This is a genomic window from Arsenophonus sp. PmNCSU2021_1, assembly GCF_036919435.1.
In the GTDB taxonomy this organism is placed as follows: domain Bacteria; phylum Pseudomonadota; class Gammaproteobacteria; order Enterobacterales; family Enterobacteriaceae; genus Arsenophonus; species Arsenophonus nilaparvatae.
The window spans coordinates 640,912-667,424 of record NZ_JAZHPL010000004.1; the positions used below are offsets into that span (position 1 = coordinate 640,912).

Genomic DNA, 26,513 nt, shown 5'->3' on the forward strand with positions numbered 1-26,513 from the left:
AGTTAACCGTCCATCGTCTGGTGAGCATCACGGCAAAACCCTTTAAGGGCACCGGGACGGAACTCGGTGTCGCCGAGGTCTCCGGTAAAAAAGGCGACAGCGTACCGATTAATGTGCTGGGCATCATGGCGGTAGAAGCCGGTGCCGCGATTAGCGCCGGTGAACTGCTCAAGGCCGACAGTGAAGGCCGGGTGGTATCAGAAAGCGCATTAACCGGTGGCGGGCTGCCCGCTTCAACGGTGGGCGTGGCCCTGGATGCCGCCACCGCCGCTGGCGAGATTATCCGCATGGTCAGAGGTATCTGATGGCCTACTGCACGTTGGAGGATATCGGGCAATTGCTCTCACACCATACGCTGGTTCGGTTGACGCAGGATGTCTCAGGCGAAGCGCTGATGGGTAGCCTGCCCAATGTGATTCACGACAAGGTGCTGAGCGACGCTATCCGCTATGCCGATGAGCTGATTGATGCTGATCTGCGCGGGCGTTACGTCTTGCCGCTGCAGACCGTTCCCACGGTACTGCGCGATATGGCGGTCAATCTGGTGACGCATCGATTGTACCTGCGTCGTCCCGAAGGCCAACTGCCCGAGGCGATAAAAGAGGTGTATCGCGGCAGCCTGAAAATGCTGGAAGCCTTGCGTGACGGAAAATTGACGTTAGGTATCGCCGCAAGTGGTCAGGTGCTCCCCGAGCCGGGGGCTTTTCATGTCCGCGCCCGTCCGGCGCGCTTTAGCGGCCCCGGCGGCTTACTGGAGGACTTTGAATGACGCTCGATATCATGCGCGCCCTCCTGGGCCTGCTGAAACAGCGGTTGCCGCAACTGGACGTCACCTTCTTTCCTGAGCAGCCGGAACGCTTTCATCTCAATCATCCGCTCGGCGCGGTGCTGCTCAGTTTTGCCCGCTCGCGTTTTGGCGACATTCAGGATGTGGGTAGGGTGTTTCAGCCGCGGGTGCTGCATTTCACGCTGACCTTGGTGATGCGCCAGCTTAACGGTAACGAGGGGGCGATTGCCCTGCTCGATACCCTGCGTCAGGCGGTGGGCGGCTTTATGCCGCCGGACTGTCGCCGCCCACTGTGGCTGATTGATGAGGTTTTTTTGGGGCAATCGGAGGGTTTATGGCAATACGCGCTGACGGTCGCGACAGAAACCTGGTTTGTGCAGGACGCCCCGCACGACGCCTTACCGCGTACTCGGGAAGAGTTCATGAAGACAGAAAGTAATGAGGTGGTCTATGGCGAAGTTTCGCTACAACGGTGAATCCCCGAATGGGGCCCCCCTGCGTCTGGCTGATGGCCGTACCCAGGATGTGATGTTTTATCCCGGTCAGGTGGTCGATGTGCCGGTCGATCATCCGTTTATTGTCTCGCTGGAAGCGCAGGGCTATCTGACTTTTCTGGGCTTTGATTATCCCGATCCGCCCGTTGAACCGGCAAAACCGTTGACTGATTTTGAACAACGATCACAACAGGCTCAACAGCCGACCGGCAAACCGGCCCGTTATCGTTATGACGGCGAACAGATGGGGGGTGCTTCATTACGTTTACCGGATGGCCGCATCCTGGATGTGATGTTCTGGCCGGGTCAGGAAGTGACCTTGCCGATGGATAACGATTATGTGCTGGGGCTGGAAGCCCAGGGCTATTTAACCTTTCTGGGTCAGGAAGCAGAAACCCCCGTCAAACCCATCGTGGCTGCACCGTTGGCACCGGCAATCACCTCATCGGGCGACACCGCTGCTCCCCGCCCTGATGAGGCCAAACCCGTCGAAGTGCCGGTCAGCTCATCGTTAGCGATGCCCGCCAGAAAACGCGGCAAAGTACCAGCAGACACCAAAAGTAACGAGGTCACCCCATGAGTAGAGAACACCATCACGGCGTCGATACGCTGGAAATTGAACGCGGGACCCGTCCGGTCAAAACGGGAAAATCGTCCGTGATTGGCCTGGTCGGTACCGCGCCCAAAGGCCCGGTCAATACCCTGACCCTGTGCCTGTCGGAAGAGGATGCGGCGCAGTTTGGCGATGAGCGAAGTGGATTTACCCTGCCACAGGCATTGCGCGCTATCTATGACCACGGTGTCGGGACCGTTTTGGTGGTCAATGTGTTTGACCCCAAAAGCCATCAGAAAACGATAACCGCAGAAAGTGTCACCTTCGATAGCACGCACCACAGTGCCACACTGAGCCAGTTACCCGTGGGCGATATGGTGGTGAAAAGCGTCGATGGGCAGACCCCCTATCAGGTGGCGACCGACTATACCATGGCCGCCGCAACGGGCAACGTCACCCGTGTTACCACCGGCGGTATTGCCCAGGGGGCCACCGTCAGTGTGACCTATAACACCCCGGATGTCTCAAAAATCACCGCCGCTGACGTTTTGGGTGCCACCAATGCCGCCGACCAGCGTACCGGCATGAAAGCACTGGAAAATGCCGACAGCCTGTTTGGCTTTCGCCCAAAGCTGCTGATTGTGCCCGGCTTCTCGCACCAAAATGCGGTGGCTGCCGCCATGATTGCCCTGGCGCACCCCTGTGAAGCCATCGCCTATATTGATGCGCCTGCGGGGACGACGTTTGCCCAGGCGATAGCCGGACGCGGGCCACAAGGCACCATTAATTTTAATACCGCCTCTGACCGGGTACGCCTGTGTTATCCGCAGGTCAAGGTCTATGACAAGGCGACGAATCAGAATCGTCTGGAGCCGCTCTCAGCGCGCGCGGCGGGCCTGCGGGCAAAAATTGACCGGGAAAAAGGGTTCTGGTGGTCGTCTTCCAATCAGGAATTGATGGGCATTGTCGGGATTGAGCGCCCGTTAAGTGCGCGCATTGATGATGCCAATAGCGAGGTCAATCTGCTTAACCAGAACGGCATTACCACGGTGTTTAACCGCTTTGGTAGCGGATTACGCCTGTGGGGCAATCGCACCGCGGCCTGGCCGACCGTGACGCATCTGAAGAATTTTGAAAATGTGCGGCGCACCGGGGATATGATTAATGAATCTATCCGCCATTTCAGTCTGCAATATATTGATCGCCCCATTAATCAGGGGCTGATTGATGCGCTGACCGAATCCGTGAATGGCTATGGTCGGAGGTTGATTGCCGATGGGGCGCTGCTGGGTTTTCACTGCTGGTATGACCCGGCGAAGAACACCAAGGATGCGCTCAGTCTGGGGCAGTTGAAACTGAATTACAAATACACCCCACCGCCGCCGATGGAGCACCTGACCTTTGAGACGGAAATCACTAATGACTATCTCACCTTCCTGAAAAGTGGGGTTTCCACATGAGCGTGACGCACAGGGTCAATAAGATAACGATAAGGAGGAGATGATGGCGGGCAATGCACTGCATTTTATGACCAATGCCAACGTCTACCTGGACGGCAATAGCCTGATAGGTCGGGAAAAAGAAATCAAGCTACCGGAAATCAACGTGGTGCAGCAGGAGCATCAGGCGCTGGGGATGATAGGCAAAATTCAGTTACCGGCGGGGTTTGACAAGCTGGAAGGGGAGATTCACTGGACCAGCCTGTATGAAGAAGTGGCGCTGCGTACCGCCAATCCCTTCAAGGCGTATCCGCTGCAATGTCGCGGTAGCCTGCAGCGCTATAACCCGGCACAGGGTCGCCAGGATGAATTACCCGTCGCGGTGTTTATGACGGTGATGTTCAGCAAAAATAGTCTGGGCAGCTTTAAGCAGCATGAGGTGCCGGAGATGAGCAGCAGTTTTACCTGCAGCTATATCAAGCAGGTGATGGATGGCCAGGTGCTGCTGGAGCTGGATGTGATCGCCAATATTTTTAAAATCAACGGTGAAGATATGCTCACCGATTATCGCGCCAATCTGGGCGCTTGACAGTAACAGGTAAGGAATAACCCTCATGACACCGTCTTTACATTACACCTTGCAATACCCTTATGCCCTGGGCAGTGGTGAAAGGCTAACCCAGGTCAGCTTAAACCGGCTCAAGGTCAGTGACATCAAGGCGGTACGCCGCTTAAGTGAAAACGCCAATGACTGGGACAGTCTGTTGATTGCCCGTATGACCGGCCTGATACCGGAAGATATCGACAATATGGATTTGGTGGATTATCAGCAGTTGCAAGACCACTTTCGCCAGTTTGCGGGGCTGGATGCACTCGCCGAAGGCGCTGCGTCAGGCGCAGGCCCTGTTGGCGAGATGGTTCCGTTGGCAGCCGAGTGAGCTGGATGCGCTGACCGTGGTGGAATTTGAGGACTATTTACAGGAAGCCGCCGCCCAAATCCGGCAGGAGCACGGGCAACGCGGGACAAGTACTTAACCGTTAATCAGACGTAACACAGGCAGGTGACTCGGTGGCCAACACATTTTCGATTGGGGGTGGTGATTAAGGGGGCGGTGGCCAGTGCCTTTCGCTCGGCGATGGGTGACTCCCGACGTAGCCTCAATCTGTTAGGGGACACCACCCGTCGTCTGCAGACTCGTCAGCAACAACTGACCCAGGCAATGACCCGCTACGGTCAGTTGGGCGGTCAGGCTGCGCGTAACCTTAATAGCGAGCTGGGTCGGGTGGGTCAGACACTTTCCCGTCTCGAGCAACAGCATCGCCGTTTGCATCACACTATGATGGCCAGTCAGATTGCCGGGCAACAACGACAGGCCCTGATGGGGCAAGGACTGGCGTTAGGGGCCACCACGGCGGCAGCGGTGGGCGCGGTCGCGCCGTCTGTCAAGCAGTCGATGACCTTTCAGGACAATCTGGTCGATATGGGTATCACCGCCGGTTACGACGGTGCCACCCAGGCGGCGCTGGGTAAAGATATCCGCGCCTGGAGCCAGCAATACAACCAGACGCAGGATGATTTACAGGCCGCCACCCGTGCGCTTATTGGCAATAACATTGACAGCCTGGACGCTATTCGCGCCTACCTGCCACACATCGCCCGCGGCGCAACCGCCACCCGCACCTCCGCTGAACTGTGGGCACAGGCGGCGGTGACCACCCAGCAGTGGTTGGGCATTGCCGCGAAAGATTTTGCTGTGGTACAGAACATCATGGCGCAAGGGGGTAAGGCTGGGTCATTTGAAATCGCTGACCAGGTGAAGTGGTTGCCGGAGCTGGCACCACAAATGGCCAACATAGCCCAGGGTAAAGCGGCGGTGGCCGAGATGGTCGCTGCCTTGCAGGTAGCCAAAATGGGTGCCGGTAGCACCGATAAAGCGGCGAACAATTTCAATAACTTTCTGGAAAAACTGTACGCCCCTGAAACTAAAAAACGTTTTGGTGATGTCGGTATCGATATTGAAAAATCACTCATGCAGCAAAAAGCGCACGGGATTTCGCCGATTGAAGGGATGATGAATACCCTGCAAACCTATCTGGCGCAAAAGAGTCCCGAGGCGCTGGCGCAATTTAAATCAGCGATGGCGCTGCAGGACGATACCGCCCGCGATAAAGCGTTACTGGCCCTGCAGCAGAACTTTGGCTTAGGTGAACTGTTTGCCGATATGCAGGTGATGGCCTTTGTGCGTCCGATGCTGGCCAATATGGACAAGTACCGGCAAATCCGCGCCCAGGCCCTGGCGGCCGCGGACAAGGATGTATTAGGCAGTGACTATAAAAAACGGCTTGAATCCCCCATTGAACAGATGAAAAAGTTAGGCATTGCCAGTCAGGATTTGTCGCTGAGTCTCGGTGATGCACTAAAACCAGCGGTAGAGAATTTAGCCGCCACGGTACTCCCTTATGTGAACGCCGCCAATGCCTGGGTCAAAACCCACCCCCAGCTGGTCAGTGGTATGGCTAAAACGGTGGGCGCGCTCCTGTTGTTTAAGGGGGGATTGTTGGCCACAAGGTTGGCGTTCAATCTGCTGGGTTCGCCGATACGCCTGCTGTGGGGCGGGTTTACCCGGCTGCGTACCGGTTGGTTATTACTCAGCACCGCCTTTGGCATGGGTGGGCGCTTAAGCCGCTTCGCGGGCAGTGCGGGACGATTAGGTAAGGTGTTGGCCGGCGGACTGGTGACGGGCCTGCGCCTCGCCGGACACGCACTGCTGTGGCTGGGGCGGGCACTGATGTTTACCCCTATCGGCCTGACTATCACCGCGATTGCCGCCGGCGCTTACCTGATTGTCCGCTACTGGACGCCGATAAGCGCTTTCTTTCAGGCCCGTTGGGCCGAGGTGAAACAGGCGTTTTCCGGCGGTATTGCGGGCGTTGGGGCACTTATCCTTAACTGGTCGCCAGTGGGTCTGTTCTATAAAGCCTTTGCCGGGGTGATGAGCTATTTCCATGTTGAACTGCCCGCCCATTTTACCGATGCGGGTCGCCAGCTGATTGAGGGTCTGGTCAACGGGATCAAGAGTCGTTTAACCGCCGCCAAAGAGACGATTGTCCATTTTGGTGACAGTGTGTCGGGCTGGTTTAAGGAAACGCTGGGGATCCACAGCCCTTCTCGTGTTTTCGCCGGATTGGGGGACAATATTGTGCAGGGGGCGGTGCTGGGCATTACCCGCACCACGCCCGCGTTAGAACGCGCCGTCGGCGGCCTGATGCCGCTGATGCAACCGCCGTCCCCGCGTGTGCCCCACTGGCCTGATACCCCGATCTCCCCTGCCGGTCAGGGGAAGGCTTTTTCAGGCATGCAGATCACCTTTGCGCCGCAGATTGTGATGAACGGTCAGTCGCAGACGACCCCGGCGGCGTTGCGTGATGCATTGGCTATCAGTGTGCGTGAGCTGGAAAAAACGCCTGGCGCAGCTGATGCACCAACAACAACGGCGGGCCTTTCACTGATGCTGGCGATACTCGGTGAGATTGAAGTGCAGTTACAGACCGGCTTTACCGCGCTGGAAGCCATCCTTGGCGGTGAGTTTGCCGAGCAGGCGCGCATTGGCCGTAAACCGGGTCTGCAGTGGGTCGGCGACAAGTGCGATGAATACAGTTTAAGCGTGCGGTTTCATCAGCAGTACTGTCAACCGACCGCGCAATGGCAACGGCTACAGGCCGCCTGTCGTGCCCACCAGGCACTGGCGTTTGTGCTCGGCAATGGCGAGTACCTGGGGCATTTTGTGATCACCACGCTTACCGGTCGTACGGTGTTGGCGCATGCCGACGGTATCGCCCAATGCCTGGAGGTCGATATCAGTCTGCGTGAATTTACCGGCGATCTGCGCCAACCACTTAAGCCGCCGGCGATGGCCACGACACTGAACAGAAAAGCCGCCGGGCTAACCCGGGCAATAGCCACCGGTACACCGCTATCGCGGGCGGTGGGGTCTGGCCCGTCAGGCGCAGTCGGCACTGGCCACGGCCTCACAGGCGATCCGGGTGGTGCGCCAGATGAAAACGGATCCGGTCGCGGCGTTAACGCGCCTCCCTGGGGTCATTACTAGCTTAGGTGAGGTGGCCACCCCGTTGATACAGGCGCAGCCGTTGTTGGCCGGCCTGGAAGCCCATTTTCCTGCGGCCAGTCAGCTGACCCGAGCGGCGGGCAAGGTGGCGACCACGGCCAGCCAGGCGAAAAACACGCTCAGTGCTCTGACCCCCGGTACCGGCCAGGCACTGCCCGGTGCACTGGATACGGTGGCCGGTCAGGTGGGCGGTGCCCTCAGTACCTGGAACGACGTCACCCCGCTGCTGAGCCGTCTGACGAGCCATCTGGTGACGCGCCGCTAAAGGAGAACAGGACGATGTTTGCAAGCCAACAGGAAGAAGAACATAAGCCAGGTGTCTGGCAGCATATTACCCGTGAGGGCGAGCGCTGGGATACGCTGGCCGCCTACTATTACGGTGACGCATTGGGCTATGTGCGGATCATTGCCGCCAATCCTGATATCCCCATTACACCGGTGTTGCCTGCCGGCATCACCCTGGCTATCCCGTTGATTAACGCACAGGACAGCGTTGAGGAGACACCGCCATGGTTGCGTTAATGACACAACGACAGCAGGCGGTACCGGCCCCGACCTGGACCCTGCATTATGGCCAAAAGGACATCACGCACGATATCACCCCGGACGTGCTCGGGATCCGCTTTACCGATCAGCTCAGTGGCCAGTCTGATGAGCTGACGGTCGAACTGGAAGACAGCGCCGGGCGCTGGCGTGGGGCCTGGTATCCGGGTAAAGGCGACACGCTCTCATTGGCGCTCGGCAGGGTCGGCGCGCCATTACGTCCCTGTGGCACCTTTTCGATTGATGAAATAGAGCTTAGTGGCCCGCCGGATACGGTGTCGCTGCGTGGGTTATCCGCTTCGGTGACCACCGCGCTGCGAACCCGGAGCTACCGGGCGTTTGAGCAGACCAGCCTGGCGGCCATCGCCCGGCGGATTGCCCCAAAAACACCACCTGACACTGGAAGGGCTGATTGCGCCGCTGCCCCTTGACAGGGTCACGCAGCAACATGAAACCGACCTGGCTTTTTTGCGCCGGCTGGCGGAGGAGTACGGCTATATCGTTAAAGTCACGCCGAGCAGGCTGATTTTTTCTGAGCGCATCAGATTGCGAGAAGCCTCGCCAGTTAACGTCATTACCCCGCAAGCCGTCAGTCATTACAGCCTGCGCGATACGCTTAACCGTATCTACCAGCAGGGCAAGGTGAAATACCAGGACAGCCAGCGCAAACAACTGGTCACGGTCGGTATCAAGGCCGATGGCACGATAGGCGACGTGGCGCGAGAAACGGCGCCTCAAAAACAGGGACGTTCAACCAGCGCCGATACCTTAAGACTGCACAGCCGGGCACGGAGCCGGGAAGAAGCGACTGCCAAGGTGTGTGCGGGGCTGAACCGGCATAATGAATATCAACGGGTGGCGACGGTAGCGCTGGCGGGCAATACGGCGTATCAAGCCGGGTTAACCGTGCGCCTGGCCGATTTTGGTCGCCTGTCCGGGGTGTGGCTTATCACCGAAGTCCGCCATGCCCTGTCGCGCCAAAGCGGGTACACCTGTGAACTCACCTTGGGCCAGGGGCCGATGGCGCGCATGAACAGGAAAACGATTCGCGCGGATCAGTCGGCGACCCCACCGGTGATGGGGGTGAAAGCCGATGGCAGCGTGGGGCCGCTGAGTGAAAAAGAGATGACAATCGGAGAAAAGCCACCATGAAAGCACTGCAATTGATGTTCGGTACCATCAGCCAGATTGATGAGCAAAACGTCCGGGTACGGGTACGGCTGCCGACCTGTGATAACCTGCGCACCGCCTGGTTGCCGGTATTGCAACGCAACACCCAGGATAACAAGGATTACGGGCTACCGGATTTAGGTGAACAGGTGAGTCTGCTGCTGGATGCTGACGGTGATGACGGCGTGGTGTTAGGGGCGGTGTATTCCGAGGTAGACCCCCCCACGGTGGCAAACCGCGATAAACGTCGGGTGGATTTTGCCGACGGGACTTTTGTCGAGTATGACCGCAAAAACCACGCGATGGCTATCGGGGGCGAGATACAGGCCCTGACGCTGACCACCCAGACCACGGTGCTGATTCAAACGCAAAATGCGACGGTGAAGGCAAGTAAAACCCTGTTTTTGGATGCACCCGATACGGTCGCGACGGGCAACCTGACGGTGCAAAAGCAACTGACGTACCAGGGCGGCATGAGCGGTTCGGGCGGCAGTGGCGCGACAGCCATCATTGACGGCACGCTCCAGGCCAGCGGCGATATCCAGGCAGGTCGGGTGTCGCTGCAAGAGCATCAACATAGCAACGGGCATGACGGTAAACCCACCGGCAAGCCGTTATAAGTGAGGGAGGAACGCGTTTGATGAACACAATGACCGTCCTCAGCGCCGCAGACTGGCAACCCGCGCTGCATGCATCGGGTGAGCGGGTCAGTGGCGTCGAAGATATTCAGCAGTGCCTGCGACTGATTTTAGGCACCCCAAAAGGCAGCGACCCGCATCGACCGGATTTTGGCAGTGACCTGCATCGCTATCTGGATATGCCGGTTGAGCGGGCCTTGCCGCATGTGGTACGGGAAACGGTGGAGGCCATCAGGCGCTGGGAGCCCCGATGCGAATTACATCAGGTGCGGCTTAATGCGCAGGGTGAGCGGGTGAATCTCCTGCTGCGCTGGCGACTGCCGGGCAGTCAGGTCAACGCACAAACGGAGGTGGCATGGCGTTAACCCTCGAGAAGCCGGTTTTTATTGCAGCGGATGCGCAGACCATTACCCGCGAGATGATCACGGACTATGAAGCGGCCAGCGGCAAGACCCTGTGGCCGGCGCAGGCTGAGCGGCTATTGATTGACCTGTTCGCCTACCGGGAAACCCTGGTGCGCAGTGCCATTCAATCCGCCGCCGAACAAAACCTGGTGGCCTTTGCCCGTGCGCCAATGCTGGATTATCTGGCCGAGCTGGTCGGCGTTTACCGTCTACCGGCTCAACGGGCACGCACCACGGTGGAATTTTCACTGGCGGCCCCGCCCTCGGTGACGATACCGATACCAGCCGGCACACGGCTCAGCGCCACGGACAGCCTGCTATTTACCACCGACAGCGAAGTCAGGCTGACGCCGACGGCATCCACGGTGACGGTGAGTGCGACCTGCAGCGAGGCGGGAACAAAGGGTAACGGTTGGCAACCGGCGCAAATCAGCACCCTGATGGAGGCCATCGATGACGGGGATATTCAGGTCACCAATACCACGCCAAGCGAAGGCGGCTCAGACGCGGAGGATGATGAGCATCTACGCAACCGTATCCGTCTGGCTCCGGCGTCCTTCAGTACCGCCGGTTCCCGTGAAGCGTACCGTTTTCATGCCATGAGTGCCCATCCGGGGATTTGTGATGTGGCGGTGACCCGCCCGAAACCCGGCACGGTCAATCTATATCCGCTGCTGACCAGCGGGCTGCCGGACAAGACGGTGCTCAGCCTGGTGACGGCCCTGTGCTCGGAAGAGCGGGTGCGCCCGCTGAATGATACAGTGCAGGTGCTGACCCCTGAAAAGGTTGACTATACGATTAGTGCGCAACTGACCTGTTATGCCAGCCAGCCGGGCGAGCCGGTACTGAAACAGGCGCGGCAGGCCGCTGAGCAGTATGCGGCAAGCCAGGCTAAACAGCTGGGTCGGGATATTGTGCCCAGCCAGATTATCGCGGCACTCTCGGTCCCCGGCGTTTACCGGGTGCAGCTCACGAGTTTCACTACCCTTGAGCCGACGGTACTGGCCGCGCAGCAATGGGCGCATTGTAGCGACATTCAGTTGACCCTGGGCACGGAGAGCGGCGATGACCGATAACAGCCTGTTACCGCCGCTGCTGGCGGCAGAGAGCCATTTTCAGGCGCTGGCGGCACAGGCCGCGCGGTTGCAGCAGATTGACCTGACGCCGCTGCTGGTTTATCTGCTGGATATGACCGAGGCGTCGGCCTTGCCCTGGCTGGCAGAGCAGCTGGCGTTAACCGGGGTCAATGGCTGGTCTCTGGCAGAATCGGATGATGCGCGCCGGGCGATGCTGAAATCGGCCATCACGCTGCATCGCTATAAGGGCACCCCCTGGTCGATTCGTGCCATGATACGGGCGCTGGGATTGGGGGAGGTGACGATAACCGAAGGGGGAGCAGCCCTTAAACCTGAACAGGCCACCGCGTATCCCGATGGCGAGACTCACTGGGCACTGTACCGGGTCATTCTTAACCAGCTGATCACCAATGACCAGGCAGCAAAATTGCGCGAGACGCTGGCGGCCTTTGCGCCGGCGCGGAGCGAACTGGTGGCGCTGGATTATACGGCAGTGCCGCTGCGCTATAACGCTCAGACGACCTACCATGGGCGCTATAATCATGGCAGCAGTTAAAAGTATGCAAAAACAGTTAATCCATACACGAAAAAAGACTACACTGTGACCAACAATCCACCCATGATGGAATAAGCACGATGGAGAAAAAAGACATGAGCTATTTAAAAGAACAGGCCGAATGGGCGGACGGTATCTACCAGATAGAGACCTCCGACCCGGTATTGGGTGGGCCAGACGGTATTACCAACCGGCCCGCGCGTGAACTGGCGAATCGCACCGCCTGGTTAAAGCAGCAATTAAAAGCGGCGGAAGCGGCGTTAAGGGCGCATACACGCTCCCGAAACCACCCGGATGCGAGCGTAAGTGAAAAAGGTTTTGTCAAGCTCAGCAATGCCAATCAGAGCAGCAGTGAAACGGAAGCCGCAACCCCCAAAGCGGTAAAAATTGTCAATGACAGGCTGAATGCGGTGGTCGACCATGCGCCTTCCGATTTAGATACGTTGAACAAGCTGGCCCAGGCCATCAGTAATAACCCGAAATTTGCCGAAAGCGTGACCCAACTTCTGAGCCAAAAGTTGGCAAAAAATGAGAATGGGGCCGACATCCCAGACAAGAATCTTTTTCTAGAAAACCTTGGTTTATTGGAAACAGTAAATCTGGCTAAAAATGCAACGCCAAGTCAGCGTAAAATTAACGGTAAAACACTCACTCAGGATGTGCAGCTAACCGCCACCGATGTTCATGCTGTTACACCCGAAGTATTGCGTGTGGAAATCCCTGTAGGTGTTCCCCTGCCGTGGCCTGCTGAAACAGCGCCAACGGGTTGGTTTATCTGCAACGGTGAGCCATTCGATAAGAAAAAATACCCGCTCTTAGCACTCGCCTATCCATCAGGAAAACTCCCTGATTTACGGGGCGAATTTATCCGGGGCTGGGATGCAGGACGAAAAGTGGATAACGGACGCGAAATATTAAGCGTACAAGTTGATACCCTTCAACATTTCACTGGAAACATAACCGGCATTCAATTTGTCGGTCAATCATCAGCCAGTGGGATTTTCAAAATGGGAAGAAGAATGGTCAGTAGTAGCATTAATGGAGGAACCAGCGGCGTATTCGCTGTTGATTGCTCAGCCAGTTTTCAGTCTGGTTTGAGAACCGCTTCAGAAACAAGGCCGCGAAATGTCGCGTTTAACTACATTGTCAGGGCAGCATAAAGTTTTTATCTTTTCGGAGCTTCCGGCCACGCAACATCCAGCGTTTTGCTGATATCGACACGGTTTAGCAGCACGCGGTATTTTTTCCAGGCCAGCAGTGAAGTTTTTTCGGCGTCTGTCGCCATATCGAGGTCTACCGCATCCTGTAGCGGAGCAATAGCGATGCTCGCCATCTGCATCAGCTCTGCTTTCTCACGCTTAGCTTTCGCAACAAATTCACCCTGGGTCGGGATGCGGGGGACTACTTTTTGACCATCAAATAGCCAGCCACCCGAGATATCCACCCCACCAGGCAGTTCATCGACGTCGACAACGGTAAACCCGGCGGGGTACAGGGTGGATACATCTTCAGCCATTGAGCGAATGATACCGGTATCGGGTTCTATACAGAGTGTGTATTTTTTGGTGAACAGGTTCAGCGATTCATAAAAATCCTGCCCCTCTTCACTCTTAAAATACTGGACACCATGACCATAGGGCATGTTATCCGGGGAATAGCGGGAGACATTTTTTAATTCCATAGTGACCTCATTTTGAATCAGAAATGTCAGAAATCGTGCGCCATGCGCCATTGATTTTAATCTGCAACGGGCAATAACGAACCTGATAAACATGTGTACCCGAAGAGCCGTCACCACTCAGTGTCACCCCTACCATGACACACCCCTTCGAGGCATCAGTGGATACACCTTCTGGTGTGTAGATTGCGCTCACGGCACCACGCTGTACATCCCGAACATACCGGGCGTCTGATTCCTCCTTGGTGTAAGCCTGACCCACCCCCTTGGGCTGGAAGGTTTTTTTCAGGTAAGCGTCCAGCCACTGATTTCCCCATTGACTGCCGTAGATATTGCCGTCATGGGCTATCCTTGCAGCTCCGGCATACACGGAAGAAGGGGCATGAAAACCGCCATCTTTATGGAAAACGTACTCACCACCACCGTCACTGCCGTTGTTCAGTCGAACACCATCACCGCCCTTGTCTTTGAAGAGCCACATGCGAACGCTACCATCCTGATTATGAATACCCAGATGCTTGCGATCATCCCCCTTCAGTGAGAGTACACCACCTTGTGAAATAATGTCGCCATTGACCGTTCCGCCGGTTCGTTTGTCCAGTGCGTTTTTTGCACAATCTACCGTCTCCAATAAACCAAGGTTTTATTGAATTCAGAATTTAGCTAATATTTTGACCAAAACCAGGCATAATAAGTCTTTTAGAGGAAGGTTAAGGGGCTAAAATGGCAAAAATAGGCTATATGAGGGTGTCAAAAAATGACCAAAACACCGATTTACAGCAAAAATCCTTGATTTGCGCAAATTGTGAACAGATTTTTGAGGATAAAATCAGCGGAAAAACAGACCAGAGACCCGGATTAAAACGTGCTCTAAACGCACTGAAATCGGGTGACACATTGGTGGTCTGGAAGCTGGATAGACTGGGTCGCAGCATTAAACATTTGATTACTTTAATATCCAAACTTGAAGATGAAGGCATTCATTTTCATAGTTTAACGGATTCTATCGACACCTCTTCGTCAGCAGGTCGTTTTTTCTTTCATGTGATGAGTGCCTTGGCGCAAATGGAGCGGGAGCTTATTGTTGAACGTACTCAGGCAGGTTTGGCTGCAGCGAGAAGCAGAGGACGAAGAAAAAAAACCGCTTTACCACGACGGCTGAACTTATGTTGCAACTCTCAACTGCAAAACGACAAAATAAGCTCAAACAATATCTATCACGTTCGGTGATGGCCCCGAAGTTATTGATCATAGATTAGATTGCATATCTACCGTTTGGGCGAGAGGAAGCAAACCTATTTTTCAATGTGATTGCCAAACGTTAGCAAAGACTTGAAAAATTTAGTGGAGTGTGAGACTAAAGAGACTGTATTTATTTAAGGGGGATAATAATGAGTGAATTTTCGGGAAAGGATTTATATCAAATAAAAATCACACTAATTGATAGTAAACCACTAATTTGGCGACGTTTGATCGTTCTGAAGACAATACCTCTTGATGAACTACACATGGTTATACAATTAGCTATGGGTTGGACAAATGATCATTTGTACAGTTTTGAAAAAGGAGATTTGCGATATGGAATGATTATGGACGATTTTAAAGAAACATATCTGCAAGATAGTACAGGTGTGCCTTTGAGCAAACTCCTTCGTAAGAAAGGAGAAAAAATGGTTTACTTATACGATTTCGGAGACAACTGGGATCATTGCATTTTGCTTGAAGAATCATCATTGCCTGATCAGGAATTACTCCAGCTCCCCATCTGTATAAAGGGAGCGGAAGCCTGCCCATCTGAAGACTCTGGGGGGCTTTGGGGATATTACCAAAAGCTCAAAGATATTCAAGATGTTGATAATCCAGAGCGTGAAGAATTACACGAGTGGCTAATGTGCGACATAGCTGAACGAGCATATGACCTTAAAACTATCAATCAGCGGTTGATTAATTTTTACTCTTGAAATATACACATGGAGTGTCCATAGTTCAAAAGGTAGCATTTTAAGTGCTACCTCTGAGACTAAGGTGAGAACATGAGTGCTCTATTGACGAGCAGTTTGGTTAATAAATATTCGCTATCTTGCCCTCGCTGGGACACAGCATCAAGAATTTAATCGGTTTAATCTCTGAATTGAAAGATAAAGGGATTCATTTTCATAGTTTGACAGATTCTATCAACATCTATTCGTAAGTAGGGCGTTCTTTTATGTGATGAACGCTTTGGGGCTAATGGAGCTTACAGCGGCGAGAAGCAGAGAGAGCGTATCGGCGGTAGGTCTTGCTCATTTATCTTATGTATAGGAACAGTAGGCTCAAGAATTACTTGAGTCCTGCCATAGTAGAAAAAAGCTTGTATTACTTTATCTAGTTTCATCGGCCATCATCTACAAATATTGTCCCGTTGATCGTACCACTAGAACAGACCAAAGTGCCTCCGATGAAAAATAACAGTGTAATTCCGTTGCACTGATGGAAACAAGAGTAGCTCACCATTTATCGCACGTTTTGGCTTCAAATATCGCACGCCGCATCAATATGTGCAAAATATCCCGATAAGGCACGTGAAATTGTCACCGGTGCATTTGAGGCTGTCGCCAGTGAGTGTTTTACAACGATAGAAAGCACAGCAGAGGGACGGGCAGGGTATTTTTATGATTACTGTCAATCGGCTGAGAAAGCGCAAATTCAGGCAAAACCGCTTTCGCCATTAGATTGGAAGTTCTTTTTTTTCCCCTGGTGGAAAAATCCTGACTATTCAATGACGCCTGTTTCGTTATTACCTCAACGGTTAATCGATTATTTCGATGAATTGGCAGGAAAGCACGGTATTGAGTTAACCGACAGACAGAAAGCGTGGTATTACGCCAAAGAAAAAACGCTTGGCGATGATATCAAACGGGAATATCCCTCACTGCCATCTGAAGCCTTCCAACAATCAGTAGAGGGCGCTTATTATGCTAAACAATTTCGCTATCTCTATCAAAACAAGTGTATTGGACAACTGCCTGATAACCGCCATTTGCCCGTTCACACTTTCTGGGATATTGGGGTGGGAGATTCAACCTCAATCTGGTTTGTGCGTGAGGTGGGTAAGGAATTTCATGTTATCGATCACTACGCAAATAGTGGTGAGGGCTTACGGCACTATATGGAAGTGCTAAAAAATAAAGGTTACCGTTACGCCAGTCATCATGCCCCCCATGATATCGATAATCGTGAATTTGGCTCGGATGCGAAATCACGGCGTGAAATTGCCAGAGAAGGCTATGATATTGGTGGACAGAAATACACCATACGATTTGATGTCGTGCCAAGATTATCGATCGATGAAGGGATTGAGGCGGTACGTGAAATATTACCCAATTGTGTTTTTGATGAATATCAATGTGCTGAGGGTATCGCAAATCTAGAAGCTTATCGCAAAGAATGGAATGACAGGCTCGGCTGCTGGAAAGACAAGCCACTGCATGATTTCACTTCTCATGATCCCGATGCCTTCAGGTATTTTGCGGTTAGCCGAAAAAATAAACAGCGGCCCGCCTTTGAGATTAATTTAGGAACCACATTCTAATGAGTACGACTAATGTTGATTTTATCCGTCCTGAATATAAATTGTTTGCTCTGCAATGGTCATTGGTTAGGACAGTCTGTAAAGGGGATGATTCAGTAAAAAACTATCTCCCGATATTAGAAGAGTCGGATAAAGAACGGAAAAGGAAGCGTAATAGCGATTATCAAGATCGCGCGGTGTTTTATCCCATAACGGGTAATACCCGTAATGGGATGATAGGAATGGCTTTTAAAAAAGATCCGCTCGTGGAGATTAATGAAAGGCTGGCTTATCTTAAAGAAGATGCAGATGGAGCGGGCTCCAGTCTTTATCAATTAGCGCAATCATCATTGGAATCGATATTGGAAGTGGGGCGGCATGGCTTGTATGTCGATTATAATGATGAGGCAAACCAAGTTTATTTTTTTCAATACAAAGCTGAAGACATTATTAACTGGCAAACCCAACGCATTAATGGTCGTAATCGCTTAACGTTGGTGGTATTACGTGAAACAGTAGAAGAAAAAGTGGGTTTTGGGTTTAAGGATGTCTTTCAATACCGGGTTCTGGCTATTGAAGATGGGAAATTTATCTGTCGAGTGTATCGTAAACCCGCAGGCAGCAGTGTTTACCAAATAGATGTTGAATATATTCCAAAGCGTAAAATTGGCGGTGCGTGGGATGAAATTCCGTTTACCTTTATCGGTACTCAAAATAATGATCACACGATTGATGAAGCGCCGTTACTAGGACTCGCCAAAATCAATTTGGGTCATTATCGAAATTCCGCCGATTATGAAGATTCGGTTTTTTTCTGTGGCCAAGTGCAACCCTATATCAGCGGCTTGAAAGATGAATGGCGTGACTGGTTAGAGAAAAAGGGCATATTAGTCGGCTCCCGTTCACCCATTTTGTTACCTGAACAAGGTGCCTGTGTCTACATTCAAGCACAGCCTAACATGCTGGCGAAAGAAGCGATGGACAGCAAGCGTGATTATATGGTGGCGTTAGGGGCGCAGTTAGTCTCTGCGGACAGTAAAGTCAAAACGGTTATCCAGTCGGTGGGTGAATTAAGCGCCCAAACGTCTGTTTTAAGTCTCCGTTGCTCAAATGTGTCAGAAGCATTGACCAAGGGATTAAAATGGTGCGCTGAATATGCTAATGCTGAACCGGATAAATGTTCATTTGAAATTAACCGAGACTTGGTCAATCACATTGCCGATAGCACGATGATACGTGAGATAGTGGCAGCCTGGCAATCTAGCGCCATCCGTCAGTCTGACATGGTTCGTAACTTGCAAAAATTTGACATTATCAATCCGGCTGATGAGGTTGATGATGTCATTGACGAACTTAACAATCAGCAACCCACTATGATAGGTGAGCAATGAGAACGGTGAATGAGCGACTGATGGATGAGTTACTTGCACATTCGCTGTTTACCGGCCGATACGGTAGTGGGGTTGCTAAAAAGATGGTTAACACCCTGAATGCATATGATGCCCAACTCAGTGCATCCTTAATTGTTGCACTGGATGACGCTAACATCGATGCGGAGAGTTTTACTGTTAGGCGATTAGAATCTTTGCTTGCCAGTGTTAAAGCTATTAATAAGAATGCGGTAGCCAGCGCGTTTTCATTGTTAAGCGATGAAATGAAAGCGCATACAGAGTATGAGGTAAAGTATTATCCGGCTTTAATTGATTTTCTAATGCCAGAGGGTGTTCTTCGCCGCTATCCACTGATGAGTCTCACGGCAGATATGCTCTATTCAGCGGTGATAGCGCGTCCATTTCAGGGAAAACGGTTATCTGAGTGGGCCGATGGTTTGGAAAAAGACCGCATGATTCGCATTAGTAATACGGTTCGCAATGGGTATTTGAATGGCGATAGCGCTGTAGAAATGGGTCGTAAAATACGTGGTCATGTCAAGCAAGGCTATAAAGACGGTGTACTACAAATCAGTCGGGCAAATGCAACCAGTATTGCCAAAACCGCAATTAATCACCTACAAGCCACCGCCCGAAATCAGTTTGCTGAGGCTAATAAAAAACTCCTTGAGGGTAAGCAGTGGTTATCGACGCTGGACAACAAAACCTCTCATACCTGTATTGTTCGTGATCGGCTGAAATACACCATTGAAGGTAAACCAATAGGACACAAAGTACCTTATCTACAAGGTCCGGGTAAGATCCATTGGAATTGTCGTTCAACTGAAACATTGATAACCAAATCGTGGCGACAATTAGGGATTGATGTTGATGAGATGAATGAAGGCACACGGGCCTCGATGGATGGAGAGATACCTGAAGGCACAACCTTTCTTGAATGGATACAACGCCAACCCGTTTGGCGACAAAAGCAGGTATTTGGTGAAGTACGTTATCGGTTAATGAAAGAGGGGGATATGCATCCATCAGAATTTTATACCGATAAAGGTGAGTTTATTTCTTTGGCACAATTACGAGAGATAGACGAACAGGCATTTAAAGAGGCAGGAATGGGAATTTAACCAATATGCATGTCAATCAAGGTCACTTCGGTGGCCTTTTTTGTTCGCTAAATTCGGCTGAGGGCTGAGTTAATTTAACGCGCAAGGCGCATAGACAACATCCCAAGGGGACATAATGAGCATTTTAAACATCGATCGCAACTATCATTCATCAGTAGAAGACCCAAATGGTGGCGGCGGGGCTAGTGGCTCAGCAATCACACCGGAAGTTCAAGCTATTATTGATAAGCAGATTAATGAGCAGTTGACAGGACTAAAGGCAAAAAATAGTGAATTACTCGGTAAGCTTAAAGAGCAAACCGAGAATTTAAAGCGTTTTGAAGGCATTGATCCTGAGCAAGTGAAAGGTATTTTACAACGTTTTGAAAATGATGAAGAAGCGAAACTCATTGCCGCTGGCAAGATCGACGAGGTTATCAATAAGCGCACGGAACGATTGCGCCATGATGTAGAAAAAAAGCTTCAATCTGAAAAGCGACGGGCGGAAAAGGCAGAAGAATTTGCCAATAAATTCCGTAATCGGGTTTTAGGCGATGAAATTCGTGCCGCTGCAAGTCAATCCGGCGCGTTAGCCAGTGCTCAGGAAGATTTAATATTAACCTGAGTTCGGGATAAGCATTATCAATTATACTTGAAGATACGTACCTGCAACAGGTATCTTTGGTTTAGATGGCATTAAACAATATGCAACCAGTCCGCCTAATAAATTCACTACAAAGTTAGCCGGAGAGCGATGTCGCGTATGCTCTATTTGACAAAGATTTTTTAACTCATCAAATACCGTTTCAATGACAGAACGATGACGCAAGATGGCTTTGTCGAAACAAGTCTGTTTAATAGGCTTCATTTTCTTCTTGATATTCGTTATAAGGCTAATTCCCATCGTTTTGAGTTGCTGTTTCAGTGAAGCCGATAAATACCCTTTATCTGCGTACAAACAACCAGAAAGATCCTTTGTCAGCTCAGGCAATGGTTTCCGATCATCGGTGTTTCCTGGTGTGAGTCGAAAACTGAGTATTTCCCCCAAATGATTGATAATTACATGAAGCTTGAAACCAAAGAACCAACCTGTTGAATTTTTTCCCCGTTCAGCTATCCCATTGAAGACTTTATGTCTGCGGATCCGTAAGTTATCACACACCGCTATCGGAGTAGAATCGGCAACCGATAGCCCCGTGCATTTTCCCTTAATTGACTCAAACAGTGCCGTTAACGCTAAGGCACTACGCGGAAGTAACTCTACACAGCGTGAATAGGATGGCAAGTTAGGAAATTCCTTCCGGAGATATAAGCGGACATAATAGAGATAAAATACCTTGAATTGCCTGAATCGGAGTTGATGAAACAACACAACCAGTGTCATCATTTCCGCCAACGAAAGCTGAGTAGACCGTCTACGACGCTTAGTACCGTTAGTCAGCAAATATTCATGCATTTTTGGCTCGAAGTCTTTGCAAAAATCATCCATCAGGCAATAAAGTTCAGTAAGATTTTCCATAATTGTTTAACAATGCTCTACTCTTTAACCAGACTGTTAGAGTATTTTAACAAAACAGGCTCATTCAACTATTTGAATATCAAGACTTTCTCTTTATTTCTTATCCCGAACTCAGGTTAATATTACGTGCCAAGGGCATATTTAACATCAATGATGAAGGTCAGGCCGTCGCGGTTGATGAAGAATGCAATCTGATCATGGGTAAAGATGGTCGTACACCTTTAACCCCCGTTGAGTGGATTGATTCGCTAAAAGAAAGTGCCCCGCATTTATTTCCTTCTGCATCCGGTACCGGTGCGGGGAATAGTAAGTCAGGGGTCGCACATTTTAAACGTTCTCAGATGTCTTCAGCGGATAAGGCCGCCTATATCCGGCGTTTCGGTCGTGAAGCTTATCTGGGATTACCTAAGTAAGGAATTGAGATAATGGCAACCACGGTGAATAGTGATTTAATTATTTATAACGATTTGGCTCAAACTGCATTTTTAGAGCGCAGACAAGATAATCTTGAGGTGTTTAATCAGGCATCTAATGGCGCAATTGTACTCGATAATGTTTTTATTGAAGGCGATTTGCGTAAACGGGCATTTTATCAAATAAGCGGCTCGATTGAACATCGTGACGTGAATTCTACGGATAAAGTCAGCGGTAAGAAAATTGGCGCGGGCGAATCCGTTGATGTTAAAGCCCCTTGGAAATATGGGCCCTATGAAATCACCGAAGAGTCTTTTAAACGACGTGGTCGGGATGTATCGGAGTTTTCTGAGCTTGTGGGCACGGATGCTGCGGATGCTTCGCTTGAAGGCTATATCAAGTATTCCCTGGCAGCATTGGGGGCAGCGATTGGGGCGAACACGGATATGGTAGTGACGGCGAACATTGCTACCGATGGCAAGAAGACCCTCACGAAGGGGTTGCGCAAATACGGGGATAAATTTAACCGTGTCAATCTGTTTGTCATGCACTCAACAACCTATTTTGACATTGTTGACCAGGCGATTGATAACAAGGTTTACGAAGAAGCAGGTGTGGTGATCTACGGAGGCCAGCCGGGAACATTAGCACGAGTTTCGCACGGGCATATAAAATTCTAGAAATGGCTTCAGAACAATAATTAATCTGTAACTTGCTAAGACGTATAAATTTACTTAAATTACAATAAGTTATTTTCAATTTATGAGATTTTTTCTATTTATATATTATGCTGAATTAAACTTAAAAATAGAGCGTTTTTTTATTGGTGCGAAACTCGTGATTAGGTAAACCCGTATTAGTCACCGATACGGCGCCTGTTGATGCCATATTTGGTTTAGTCCCAGGCGCTATCACTATCACGGAATCACAGGAACCCCATTTTCGCTCTTATGAAATCAACGATCAGGAAAATTTAGGCGTTGGTTATCGGGGTGAAGGCGTAGTGAATGTGGGCGTGCTGGGTTATAGCTGGGATGAATCAAAAGGGACGAATCCTGATCTGACAAAATTGGGCACAGCTGGCAACTGGAAGAAACATTTCACCAGTAACAAATTAACGGCAGGCGTAATGATAAAATTGCAGCATGAAGCGAGTTTGGGGTTATCAGTGGATAAAACCACCGCGACAGCCAATAACAGCGATGCGGTGACCATTTCACTTGATTACACAAAAGATAATCAACCTGTTTGGGGTAGCAATGTTGAGTGGTCAAGCACCGGTGGAAAACTGAGTAAAGCGGCGACTAAAACCGATGCAAAGGGTAAGTCCAGCGTCAAATTAACCGCCAGTACGGCAGGACAATTTACCGTCACTGCGAAAGTGGATGGTGAGATGCGCACCACAGAAAGTCTCACTTTTTCATAAAGAAAAATGAAGTTAAGGGGACTTTTGTCCCTTGTATCTTGAAATTTGGTTATAATAATAGCGATTAGATTTGGCAAGGTGTATGTAATCCGATTGTCCCTGGGGTTTATAGCCCGTAGCAAAGCGAATGATGCATACACTTAGCCACTCATCTGAAACCCGAACAGTTGTCCGTAATTCATAACGTATTTGCAAGGATGGGTAATATGAGTCAGCTAAATCCAATTTGTGTAGGAATTGATGTTTCTAAAGCTTCATTGGATATTGCAGGCACCAATAACATTGAGCAGTTCAGAGTCAGCAATAACCCTGACGGGTTCGATACCATCATTTATCAACTGAAAAAGAACAACATAGCCTTGATTCTGATGGAAGCTACAGGTGGTCTCGAGGCAGCGATTGCATGCGCTCTTCAGGCTGAAGGTTTTGATGTTGCCGTTATCAATCCCAGGCAAGCCAGAGACTTTGCTCGATCCATGGGCTATCTGGCAAAGACTGATAGAATAGATGCCAGAGTTTTAGCTCAGATGGCTGATGTCATTAACCGCCATCCTGAGCGGTCACGTTTTATCCAGGCTATTCCTGATGCAGAGCGTCAGATTCTTGCTGCTATGGTGGTGCGCAGACGCCAGCTGATTGCAATGCTTGTAGCTGAAAGAAACCGGATGCATCCATCTCACCCGCAAAACAGAAAAAGCATCAGTAACATCATCAATGCACTAGAAAATGAACTTAAACGGATTGACGAGGATATGCATAAGCATATTACGGATCATTTCAACGAGCTTGCAGAGCGGCTAAGTACTATCAAAGGCATTGGTATGATGACTGCTGCTACATTGCTGGCAGAAGTCCCTGAGTTAGGGAAACTCTCGCGCAGGGAGATCAGTGCACTGGTTGGGGTAGCTCCTGTTAATAGAGACTCGGGAACCATGCGTGGCCGACGAACCATTTTTGGCGGTCGGGCCGGAGTTCGAACCTCTTTGTACATGGCTGCACTGGTTGCAACTCGTTTCAATCCGGTGATAAAAGCATTTTACACACGGCTGGTTGCAGCAGGAAAAGCCAAAAAAGTGGCGCTGGTTGCCTGTATGCGCAAACTGCTGACTATCCTGAATGCGATTCTCAGAAAGAACCAAGAATGGGATGAGTCGTATCATAACGTTGCTCCATAAATATACTGTTCAAGACAGTTGCTTTCTTACGAGGTGAATATGATTGATTCGGATAAAAATTCGCCAACATTTAATAGTTATGCCAGCGTTGAGGATTTAAAACGCTATGCCCGTGAAAGAGGGATAGATATACCCACTGATGACTCACCTATTGAGTCGATGCTGGTGACTGCGATGGATTATTTAACGTCACAGCCATTGTTAGGAAAACGAACTCGCTTAACCCAACCGCTATCTTTTCCACGCACAGGGTTATTTTATGACGGCGTACCCGTTGCTAATGATGCCATCCCTAATCAACTCGTTATGGCGCAGTGTCGGCTAGCGATTGAGTCAGAGAACGAGGATTTGCAGCCAACGTTAGGAGGCGAAGTGACCACAGAACGTATTGAGTGGGCTATCACGGTACAATATGCCTCGGGGACAAATTCGGGTTCACCCAAGTTTCCCTGATTAAATGGTTTACTCAATGGCTTGTTAGATACCCGCTCTGGATTTGCCATCAATACCTTTTCGGTGAGGTGATAATGCATCTTTATACTCGAATGGGTAAAACTAGTGAGCGCTTGATAAAGCAGTACGGCATGGACTATGTTTTAAAAAGAAAAGGCAAATTTTATGTTGATAAAAAGGGTCAGGAGATTATCGAACCCGATATGGCATTAACGGTGGTCGGTGTAAAGACACAGTTTGCTATCAATGAAGTAGACAATTCCCTCATTTTAACCAGTGATATTAAATTTATTGCAGATGCAAAGAGTAATATTCAAAAAGGAGATATTATTATCATCGATAACAGGAATTATCGAGTGATCGCTGTAAAAGAGATAAAGCCCCAACGTCAAACTATTTGTTTCATTGCACAACTGAGAGCTTGATATGGCAAACAATTTTACAGCCGCCATTAATGCGTTTATCAGCAAATCAGAAGAGAAAATGGAAGCGGTTACCAAGGTGACATTCATAAAGATACTTGCAAGGTTGATCATGATGTCGCCTGTCGGTAATCCCTCTATCTGGCAAGTGAATGCTAAAATAGCCGAAAAAGGGAAAGGAAAAGAAAGGAAGCCAGCAGGATATACGGGGGGGAGATTTCGTGGCAACTGGCAAGTGACGTTTGATGAAGTACCAATGAAAGAAACGGGACGAATAGATAAAAGTGGCGAAGTAACACAAGCTGAGGGTAATCTTGTTATCGGTCAGTTTAAAGTGGGCATGAAGTCGGTCTATTTTGCCAACGTAGTTCCTTATGCCTATCGGCTTGAGATAGGGCATTCAAAACAAGCACCGAAGGGTATGATAAGGATTACGGCACAGGAATTTCAGCAGTTTTTTCATCAGGCAATCGCTGAGCGTAAAGGATGAACCCGTTAACCATTAATGCCGCCATCCGTGCGCATATTGCTCAATTTGCTGAGTCTGAGAATATCAAGGTGGCCTGGCCAAATTGTGAATTCGATGATATCAATGAACCCTATCTACAATTGCACATCATGCCAGCGCCAACGAAAAATTTAAGTTTATCGCTCGATATGCCTGTATTCACCGGTGTCATTCAGATAAATGTGGTTGGCAAAGCTGGAACGGGCGATACAGCCGTCATGAATATTGCAAACCGTTTAATAAACTATCTAACAAATGGCTTTTCGATGACCGATAGCCTTTTTTTAAGCGGTGAGCCAAGTTTATTTCCAGCCATCAGTGATCAGGTTAATTATATCCTCCCGGTCAGCGTTCCTTATCGTTGTCACTCTACAATATAACATTACCGTCAGATGGCGGTTTTTATTAGTAAATAATGAGGTTTTATCATGGCCTATAATATTCCTAACGGTTCGCGTGTTTATGTCGCTAGTAAATATGGGGATGAAATAAATATCGAAGATGCGACAAATGCAGAAGAGAGTGTGTTAACCGTTGATTCTGTCGGTGACATAAAAGCCGGCGATGTGGTACAAATTGCATCCGGCTGGAAGAAAATGTCGGGGGCTTTTCGGGTCAAGGCAGCGGCTGATACCCGTATTACACTAGCATCAATCGATACCACCGATAAAACCGTTTTTCCTGTTGGTGGTGCTAAAGGAAGTTTGAAGAAAGTGGAAGAATGGGAGGCGATGCCGCAAGTCATGACATTATCGACGGAAGGCGGTGAGCAACAAACGCAGGAAATTCAATTTTTAGAAGATGAACAGGTAGAAACGGTTGACACGTTTAAAAATGGTATCACGCAGGTTTATACCTTTGCGCATGATGCAAAATTACCCATTCGTAAGTTATTGATGAAACTCGATGACAGCAAGCAAATTACTGCGGTGCGTTTTTTCAATAAACGCGCCAGTGAAGAGCGTTATTTTACTGCTTCGGTCTCTTTCCAGCGCGTGCCCAATACGGCCATCAATGAGGTTGAAAACGTGGTAGCCCGTTTCTCGCTTAAATCTGATATGCAAATCTATACAGTATAGTTAAGGATGTA

30 protein-coding genes and 8 pseudogenes are annotated in these 26,513 nt (G+C 50.3%); 35 read left to right on the forward strand and 3 right to left on the reverse strand.

What is annotated here, in order from left to right:
- The 19 genes and pseudogenes from V3224_RS08050 to V3224_RS08140 all read left to right on the forward strand — a co-directional run.
- On the forward strand, positions 1 to 305 hold a 305-nt coding region (locus V3224_RS08050; protein WP_334469780.1), incomplete at its 5' end, for a capsid cement protein.
- Positions 305 to 769, forward strand: a complete 465-nt coding sequence (locus V3224_RS08055; protein WP_334469196.1) for a gp436 family protein — start codon at positions 305 to 307, stop codon at positions 767 to 769. The genes V3224_RS08050 and V3224_RS08055, both read left to right, overlap by 1 nt.
- Positions 766 to 1,263 (forward strand): Gp37 family protein, encoded by a 498-nt coding sequence (locus tag V3224_RS08060; RefSeq protein ID WP_334469194.1) that lies wholly within the window; start codon positions 766 to 768, stop codon positions 1,261 to 1,263. The genes V3224_RS08055 and V3224_RS08060 overlap by 4 nt, the downstream gene beginning before the upstream one ends.
- A complete protein-coding gene (locus V3224_RS08065) occupies positions 1,238 to 1,861 on the forward strand; it encodes a hypothetical protein (RefSeq protein ID WP_334469192.1) in 624 nt (207 codons plus the stop codon). The genes V3224_RS08060 and V3224_RS08065 overlap by 26 nt, the downstream gene beginning before the upstream one ends.
- A complete protein-coding gene (locus V3224_RS08070; protein ID WP_334469190.1) occupies positions 1,858 to 3,294 on the forward strand; it encodes a phage tail sheath subtilisin-like domain-containing protein in 1,437 nt (478 codons plus the stop codon). Before V3224_RS08065 ends, V3224_RS08070 begins: the two co-directional genes overlap by 4 nt.
- Positions 3,295 to 3,337: 43 nt before the next feature.
- Positions 3,338 to 3,862 carry a phage major tail tube protein gene (locus V3224_RS08075; protein ID WP_334469187.1) on the forward strand — a complete coding sequence of 175 codons (525 nt, stop codon included), beginning with the start codon at positions 3,338 to 3,340 and terminating at the stop codon, positions 3,860 to 3,862.
- A gap of 25 nt (positions 3,863 to 3,887) precedes the next feature.
- Positions 3,888 to 4,211 carry a phage tail assembly protein gene (locus tag V3224_RS08080; protein ID WP_334469186.1) on the forward strand — a complete coding sequence of 108 codons (324 nt, stop codon included), beginning with the start codon at positions 3,888 to 3,890 and terminating at the stop codon, positions 4,209 to 4,211.
- Positions 4,180 to 4,308 carry a hypothetical protein gene (locus V3224_RS08085; RefSeq protein WP_334470379.1) on the forward strand — a complete coding sequence of 43 codons (129 nt, stop codon included), beginning with the start codon at positions 4,180 to 4,182 and terminating at the stop codon, positions 4,306 to 4,308. Before V3224_RS08080 ends, V3224_RS08085 begins: the two co-directional genes overlap by 32 nt.
- A gap of 101 nt (positions 4,309 to 4,409) precedes the next feature.
- Positions 4,410 to 6,783, forward strand: a pseudogene (locus V3224_RS08090) (phage tail tape measure protein).
- Entirely contained in the window at positions 6,783 to 7,382 is a 600-nt protein-coding gene (locus V3224_RS08095; protein WP_334469782.1) for a phage tail protein, read from the forward strand. Before V3224_RS08090 ends, V3224_RS08095 begins: the two are co-directional and overlap by 1 nt.
- A gap of 43 nt (positions 7,383 to 7,425) precedes the next feature.
- Positions 7,426 to 7,665, forward strand: a complete 240-nt coding sequence (locus V3224_RS08100) for a hypothetical protein (RefSeq protein ID WP_334469784.1) — start codon at positions 7,426 to 7,428, stop codon at positions 7,663 to 7,665.
- 14 nt (positions 7,666 to 7,679) lie between these two features.
- Entirely contained in the window at positions 7,680 to 7,922 is a 243-nt protein-coding gene (locus V3224_RS08105; RefSeq protein ID WP_334469180.1) for a tail protein X, read from the forward strand.
- 209 nt (positions 7,923 to 8,131) lie between these two features.
- Positions 8,132 to 8,374: a hypothetical protein gene (locus V3224_RS08110; protein WP_334469786.1), complete on the forward strand. Its 243-nt coding sequence runs from the start codon at positions 8,132 to 8,134 to the stop codon at positions 8,372 to 8,374.
- Entirely contained in the window at positions 8,319 to 9,095 is a 777-nt protein-coding gene (locus V3224_RS08115) for a phage late control D family protein (protein ID WP_334469788.1), read from the forward strand. Before V3224_RS08110 ends, V3224_RS08115 begins: the two co-directional genes overlap by 56 nt.
- Positions 9,092 to 9,733, forward strand: a complete 642-nt coding sequence (locus V3224_RS08120) for a phage baseplate assembly protein V (protein ID WP_334469539.1) — start codon at positions 9,092 to 9,094, stop codon at positions 9,731 to 9,733. The genes V3224_RS08115 and V3224_RS08120 overlap by 4 nt, the downstream gene beginning before the upstream one ends.
- 20 nt (positions 9,734 to 9,753) lie before the next feature.
- Positions 9,754 to 10,116 carry a GPW/gp25 family protein gene (locus tag V3224_RS08125; protein ID WP_334469176.1) on the forward strand — a complete coding sequence of 121 codons (363 nt, stop codon included), beginning with the start codon at positions 9,754 to 9,756 and terminating at the stop codon, positions 10,114 to 10,116.
- Positions 10,107 to 11,231, forward strand: a complete 1,125-nt coding sequence (locus V3224_RS08130) for a baseplate assembly protein (protein WP_334469174.1) — start codon at positions 10,107 to 10,109, stop codon at positions 11,229 to 11,231. The genes V3224_RS08125 and V3224_RS08130 overlap by 10 nt, the downstream gene beginning before the upstream one ends.
- On the forward strand, positions 11,221 to 11,787 hold the full coding sequence (locus V3224_RS08135) for a phage tail protein I (RefSeq protein ID WP_334469790.1): 567 nt from the start codon (positions 11,221 to 11,223) through the stop codon (positions 11,785 to 11,787). The genes V3224_RS08130 and V3224_RS08135 overlap by 11 nt, the downstream gene beginning before the upstream one ends.
- Before the next feature lie 95 nt (positions 11,788 to 11,882).
- Entirely contained in the window at positions 11,883 to 12,947 is a 1,065-nt protein-coding gene (locus V3224_RS08140; RefSeq protein ID WP_334469792.1) for a tail fiber protein, read from the forward strand.
- Between the two features lie 5 nt (positions 12,948 to 12,952).
- On the opposite strand, the gene V3224_RS08145 is transcribed toward V3224_RS08140, so the two are convergent.
- Both V3224_RS08145 and V3224_RS08150 read right to left on the reverse strand, forming a co-directional pair.
- Complete coding sequence (locus V3224_RS08145) at positions 12,953 to 13,468, reverse strand: tail fiber assembly protein (protein ID WP_334469794.1); 516 nt, start codon at positions 13,466 to 13,468, stop codon at positions 12,953 to 12,955.
- A 7-nt stretch (positions 13,469 to 13,475) separates the two neighbouring features.
- A complete protein-coding gene (locus tag V3224_RS08150; protein WP_334469796.1) occupies positions 13,476 to 14,096 on the reverse strand; it encodes a tail fiber protein in 621 nt (206 codons plus the stop codon).
- A 92-nt stretch (positions 14,097 to 14,188) separates the two neighbouring features.
- On the opposite strand from V3224_RS08150, the pseudogene V3224_RS08155 reads away from it, so the two are divergent.
- The 7 genes and pseudogenes from V3224_RS08155 to V3224_RS08185 form a co-directional block, all read left to right on the forward strand.
- Positions 14,189 to 14,596: pseudogene (locus tag V3224_RS08155) on the forward strand (recombinase family protein); the annotation flags it as partial.
- A gap of 2 nt (positions 14,597 to 14,598) precedes the next feature.
- Positions 14,599 to 14,787: pseudogene (locus V3224_RS08160) on the forward strand (ATP-binding protein); the annotation flags it as partial.
- Between the two features lie 69 nt (positions 14,788 to 14,856).
- The gene (locus V3224_RS08165) at positions 14,857 to 15,426 is read left to right on the forward strand and encodes a plasmid pRiA4b ORF-3 family protein (protein WP_334467940.1); all 570 of its coding nucleotides are present in this window, start codon (positions 14,857 to 14,859) and stop codon (positions 15,424 to 15,426) included.
- Between the two features lie 566 nt (positions 15,427 to 15,992).
- Positions 15,993 to 17,036: pseudogene (locus V3224_RS08170) on the forward strand (terminase); the annotation flags it as partial.
- A complete protein-coding gene (locus V3224_RS08175; protein WP_334469797.1) occupies positions 17,036 to 18,406 on the forward strand; it encodes a DUF4055 domain-containing protein in 1,371 nt (456 codons plus the stop codon). The pseudogene V3224_RS08170 and the gene V3224_RS08175, both read left to right, overlap by 1 nt.
- Entirely contained in the window at positions 18,403 to 19,527 is a 1,125-nt protein-coding gene (locus V3224_RS08180; protein ID WP_334469799.1) for a phage minor head protein, read from the forward strand. The genes V3224_RS08175 and V3224_RS08180 overlap by 4 nt, the downstream gene beginning before the upstream one ends.
- A 115-nt stretch (positions 19,528 to 19,642) precedes the next feature.
- Positions 19,643 to 20,125: pseudogene (locus V3224_RS08185) on the forward strand (hypothetical protein); the annotation flags it as partial.
- A 27-nt stretch (positions 20,126 to 20,152) separates the two neighbouring features.
- Here the strand turns inward: V3224_RS08185 and V3224_RS08190 are convergent.
- Positions 20,153 to 21,025, reverse strand: coding sequence for an IS982 family transposase (locus V3224_RS08190; RefSeq protein WP_334467716.1), 873 nt, complete (start codon positions 21,023 to 21,025; stop codon positions 20,153 to 20,155).
- A gap of 116 nt (positions 21,026 to 21,141) precedes the next feature.
- Here V3224_RS08190 and V3224_RS08195 point away from each other — a divergent pair.
- The 9 genes and pseudogenes from V3224_RS08195 to V3224_RS08240 all read left to right on the forward strand — a co-directional run.
- A pseudogene (locus tag V3224_RS08195) lies at positions 21,142 to 21,438 on the forward strand (hypothetical protein); the annotation flags it as partial.
- 12 nt (positions 21,439 to 21,450) lie between these two features.
- A pseudogene (locus V3224_RS29840) lies at positions 21,451 to 22,580 on the forward strand (major capsid protein); the annotation flags it as partial.
- A gap of 30 nt (positions 22,581 to 22,610) precedes the next feature.
- Positions 22,611 to 22,865, forward strand: a pseudogene (locus tag V3224_RS08210) (Ig-like domain-containing protein); the annotation flags it as partial.
- A 206-nt stretch (positions 22,866 to 23,071) separates the two neighbouring features.
- Complete coding sequence (locus V3224_RS08215) at positions 23,072 to 24,040, forward strand: IS110 family transposase (RefSeq protein ID WP_032115191.1); 969 nt, start codon at positions 23,072 to 23,074, stop codon at positions 24,038 to 24,040.
- Positions 24,041 to 24,079: 39 nt separating this feature from the next.
- Positions 24,080 to 24,493, forward strand: coding sequence for a DnaT-like ssDNA-binding protein (locus V3224_RS08220; RefSeq protein WP_334469801.1), 414 nt, complete (start codon positions 24,080 to 24,082; stop codon positions 24,491 to 24,493).
- Positions 24,494 to 24,567: 74 nt separating this feature from the next.
- Positions 24,568 to 24,918, forward strand: coding sequence for a hypothetical protein (locus V3224_RS08225; RefSeq protein WP_334469803.1), 351 nt, complete (start codon positions 24,568 to 24,570; stop codon positions 24,916 to 24,918).
- A 1-nt stretch (position 24,919) separates the two neighbouring features.
- On the forward strand, positions 24,920 to 25,405 hold the full coding sequence (locus tag V3224_RS08230; RefSeq protein ID WP_334469804.1) for a hypothetical protein: 486 nt from the start codon (positions 24,920 to 24,922) through the stop codon (positions 25,403 to 25,405).
- Positions 25,402 to 25,803 carry a phage tail terminator-like protein gene (locus tag V3224_RS08235; RefSeq protein ID WP_334469806.1) on the forward strand — a complete coding sequence of 134 codons (402 nt, stop codon included), beginning with the start codon at positions 25,402 to 25,404 and terminating at the stop codon, positions 25,801 to 25,803. Before V3224_RS08230 ends, V3224_RS08235 begins: the two co-directional genes overlap by 4 nt.
- A 48-nt stretch (positions 25,804 to 25,851) precedes the next feature.
- Entirely contained in the window at positions 25,852 to 26,502 is a 651-nt protein-coding gene (locus V3224_RS08240; RefSeq protein WP_334469808.1) for a phage tail tube protein, read from the forward strand.
- Positions 26,503 to 26,513: the final 11 nt, after the last annotated feature.

Excerpts from the sequence above, each read along its gene's own strand:
- V3224_RS08080 (WP_334469186.1), top strand. The coding sequence starts at position 3,888 with ATGACACCGTCTTTACATTACACCTTGCAATACCCTTATGCCCTGGGC.
- V3224_RS08165 (WP_334467940.1), top strand. The coding sequence starts at position 14,857 with ATGAGTGAATTTTCGGGAAAGGATTTATATCAAATAAAAATCACACTA.
- V3224_RS08105 (WP_334469180.1), top strand. The coding sequence starts at position 7,680 with ATGTTTGCAAGCCAACAGGAAGAAGAACATAAGCCAGGTGTCTGGCAG.
- V3224_RS08230 (WP_334469804.1), top strand. The coding sequence starts at position 24,920 with ATGGCAAACAATTTTACAGCCGCCATTAATGCGTTTATCAGCAAATCA.
- V3224_RS08175 (WP_334469797.1), top strand. The coding sequence starts at position 17,036 with ATGAGTACGACTAATGTTGATTTTATCCGTCCTGAATATAAATTGTTT.
- V3224_RS08135 (WP_334469790.1), top strand. The coding sequence starts at position 11,221 with ATGACCGATAACAGCCTGTTACCGCCGCTGCTGGCGGCAGAGAGCCAT.
- V3224_RS08145 (WP_334469794.1), bottom strand. The coding sequence starts at position 13,468 with ATGGAATTAAAAAATGTCTCCCGCTATTCCCCGGATAACATGCCCTAT.
- V3224_RS08060 (WP_334469194.1), top strand. The coding sequence starts at position 766 with ATGACGCTCGATATCATGCGCGCCCTCCTGGGCCTGCTGAAACAGCGG.
- V3224_RS08220 (WP_334469801.1), top strand. The coding sequence starts at position 24,080 with ATGATTGATTCGGATAAAAATTCGCCAACATTTAATAGTTATGCCAGC.
- V3224_RS08240 (WP_334469808.1), top strand. The coding sequence starts at position 25,852 with ATGGCCTATAATATTCCTAACGGTTCGCGTGTTTATGTCGCTAGTAAA.
- V3224_RS08225 (WP_334469803.1), top strand. The coding sequence starts at position 24,568 with ATGCATCTTTATACTCGAATGGGTAAAACTAGTGAGCGCTTGATAAAG.
- V3224_RS08095 (WP_334469782.1), top strand. The coding sequence starts at position 6,783 with ATGCTGGCGATACTCGGTGAGATTGAAGTGCAGTTACAGACCGGCTTT.
- V3224_RS08130 (WP_334469174.1), top strand. The coding sequence starts at position 10,107 with ATGGCGTTAACCCTCGAGAAGCCGGTTTTTATTGCAGCGGATGCGCAG.
- V3224_RS08125 (WP_334469176.1), top strand. The coding sequence starts at position 9,754 with ATGAACACAATGACCGTCCTCAGCGCCGCAGACTGGCAACCCGCGCTG.
- V3224_RS08235 (WP_334469806.1), top strand. The coding sequence starts at position 25,402 with ATGAACCCGTTAACCATTAATGCCGCCATCCGTGCGCATATTGCTCAA.
- V3224_RS08215 (WP_032115191.1), top strand. The coding sequence starts at position 23,072 with ATGAGTCAGCTAAATCCAATTTGTGTAGGAATTGATGTTTCTAAAGCT.
- V3224_RS08180 (WP_334469799.1), top strand. The coding sequence starts at position 18,403 with ATGAGAACGGTGAATGAGCGACTGATGGATGAGTTACTTGCACATTCG.
- V3224_RS08190 (WP_334467716.1), bottom strand. The coding sequence starts at position 21,025 with ATGGAAAATCTTACTGAACTTTATTGCCTGATGGATGATTTTTGCAAA.
- V3224_RS08075 (WP_334469187.1), top strand. The coding sequence starts at position 3,338 with ATGGCGGGCAATGCACTGCATTTTATGACCAATGCCAACGTCTACCTG.
- V3224_RS08055 (WP_334469196.1), top strand. The coding sequence starts at position 305 with ATGGCCTACTGCACGTTGGAGGATATCGGGCAATTGCTCTCACACCAT.
- V3224_RS08120 (WP_334469539.1), top strand. The coding sequence starts at position 9,092 with ATGAAAGCACTGCAATTGATGTTCGGTACCATCAGCCAGATTGATGAG.
- V3224_RS08070 (WP_334469190.1), top strand. The coding sequence starts at position 1,858 with ATGAGTAGAGAACACCATCACGGCGTCGATACGCTGGAAATTGAACGC.
- V3224_RS08065 (WP_334469192.1), top strand. The coding sequence starts at position 1,238 with ATGGCGAAGTTTCGCTACAACGGTGAATCCCCGAATGGGGCCCCCCTG.
- V3224_RS08140 (WP_334469792.1), top strand. The coding sequence starts at position 11,883 with ATGAGCTATTTAAAAGAACAGGCCGAATGGGCGGACGGTATCTACCAG.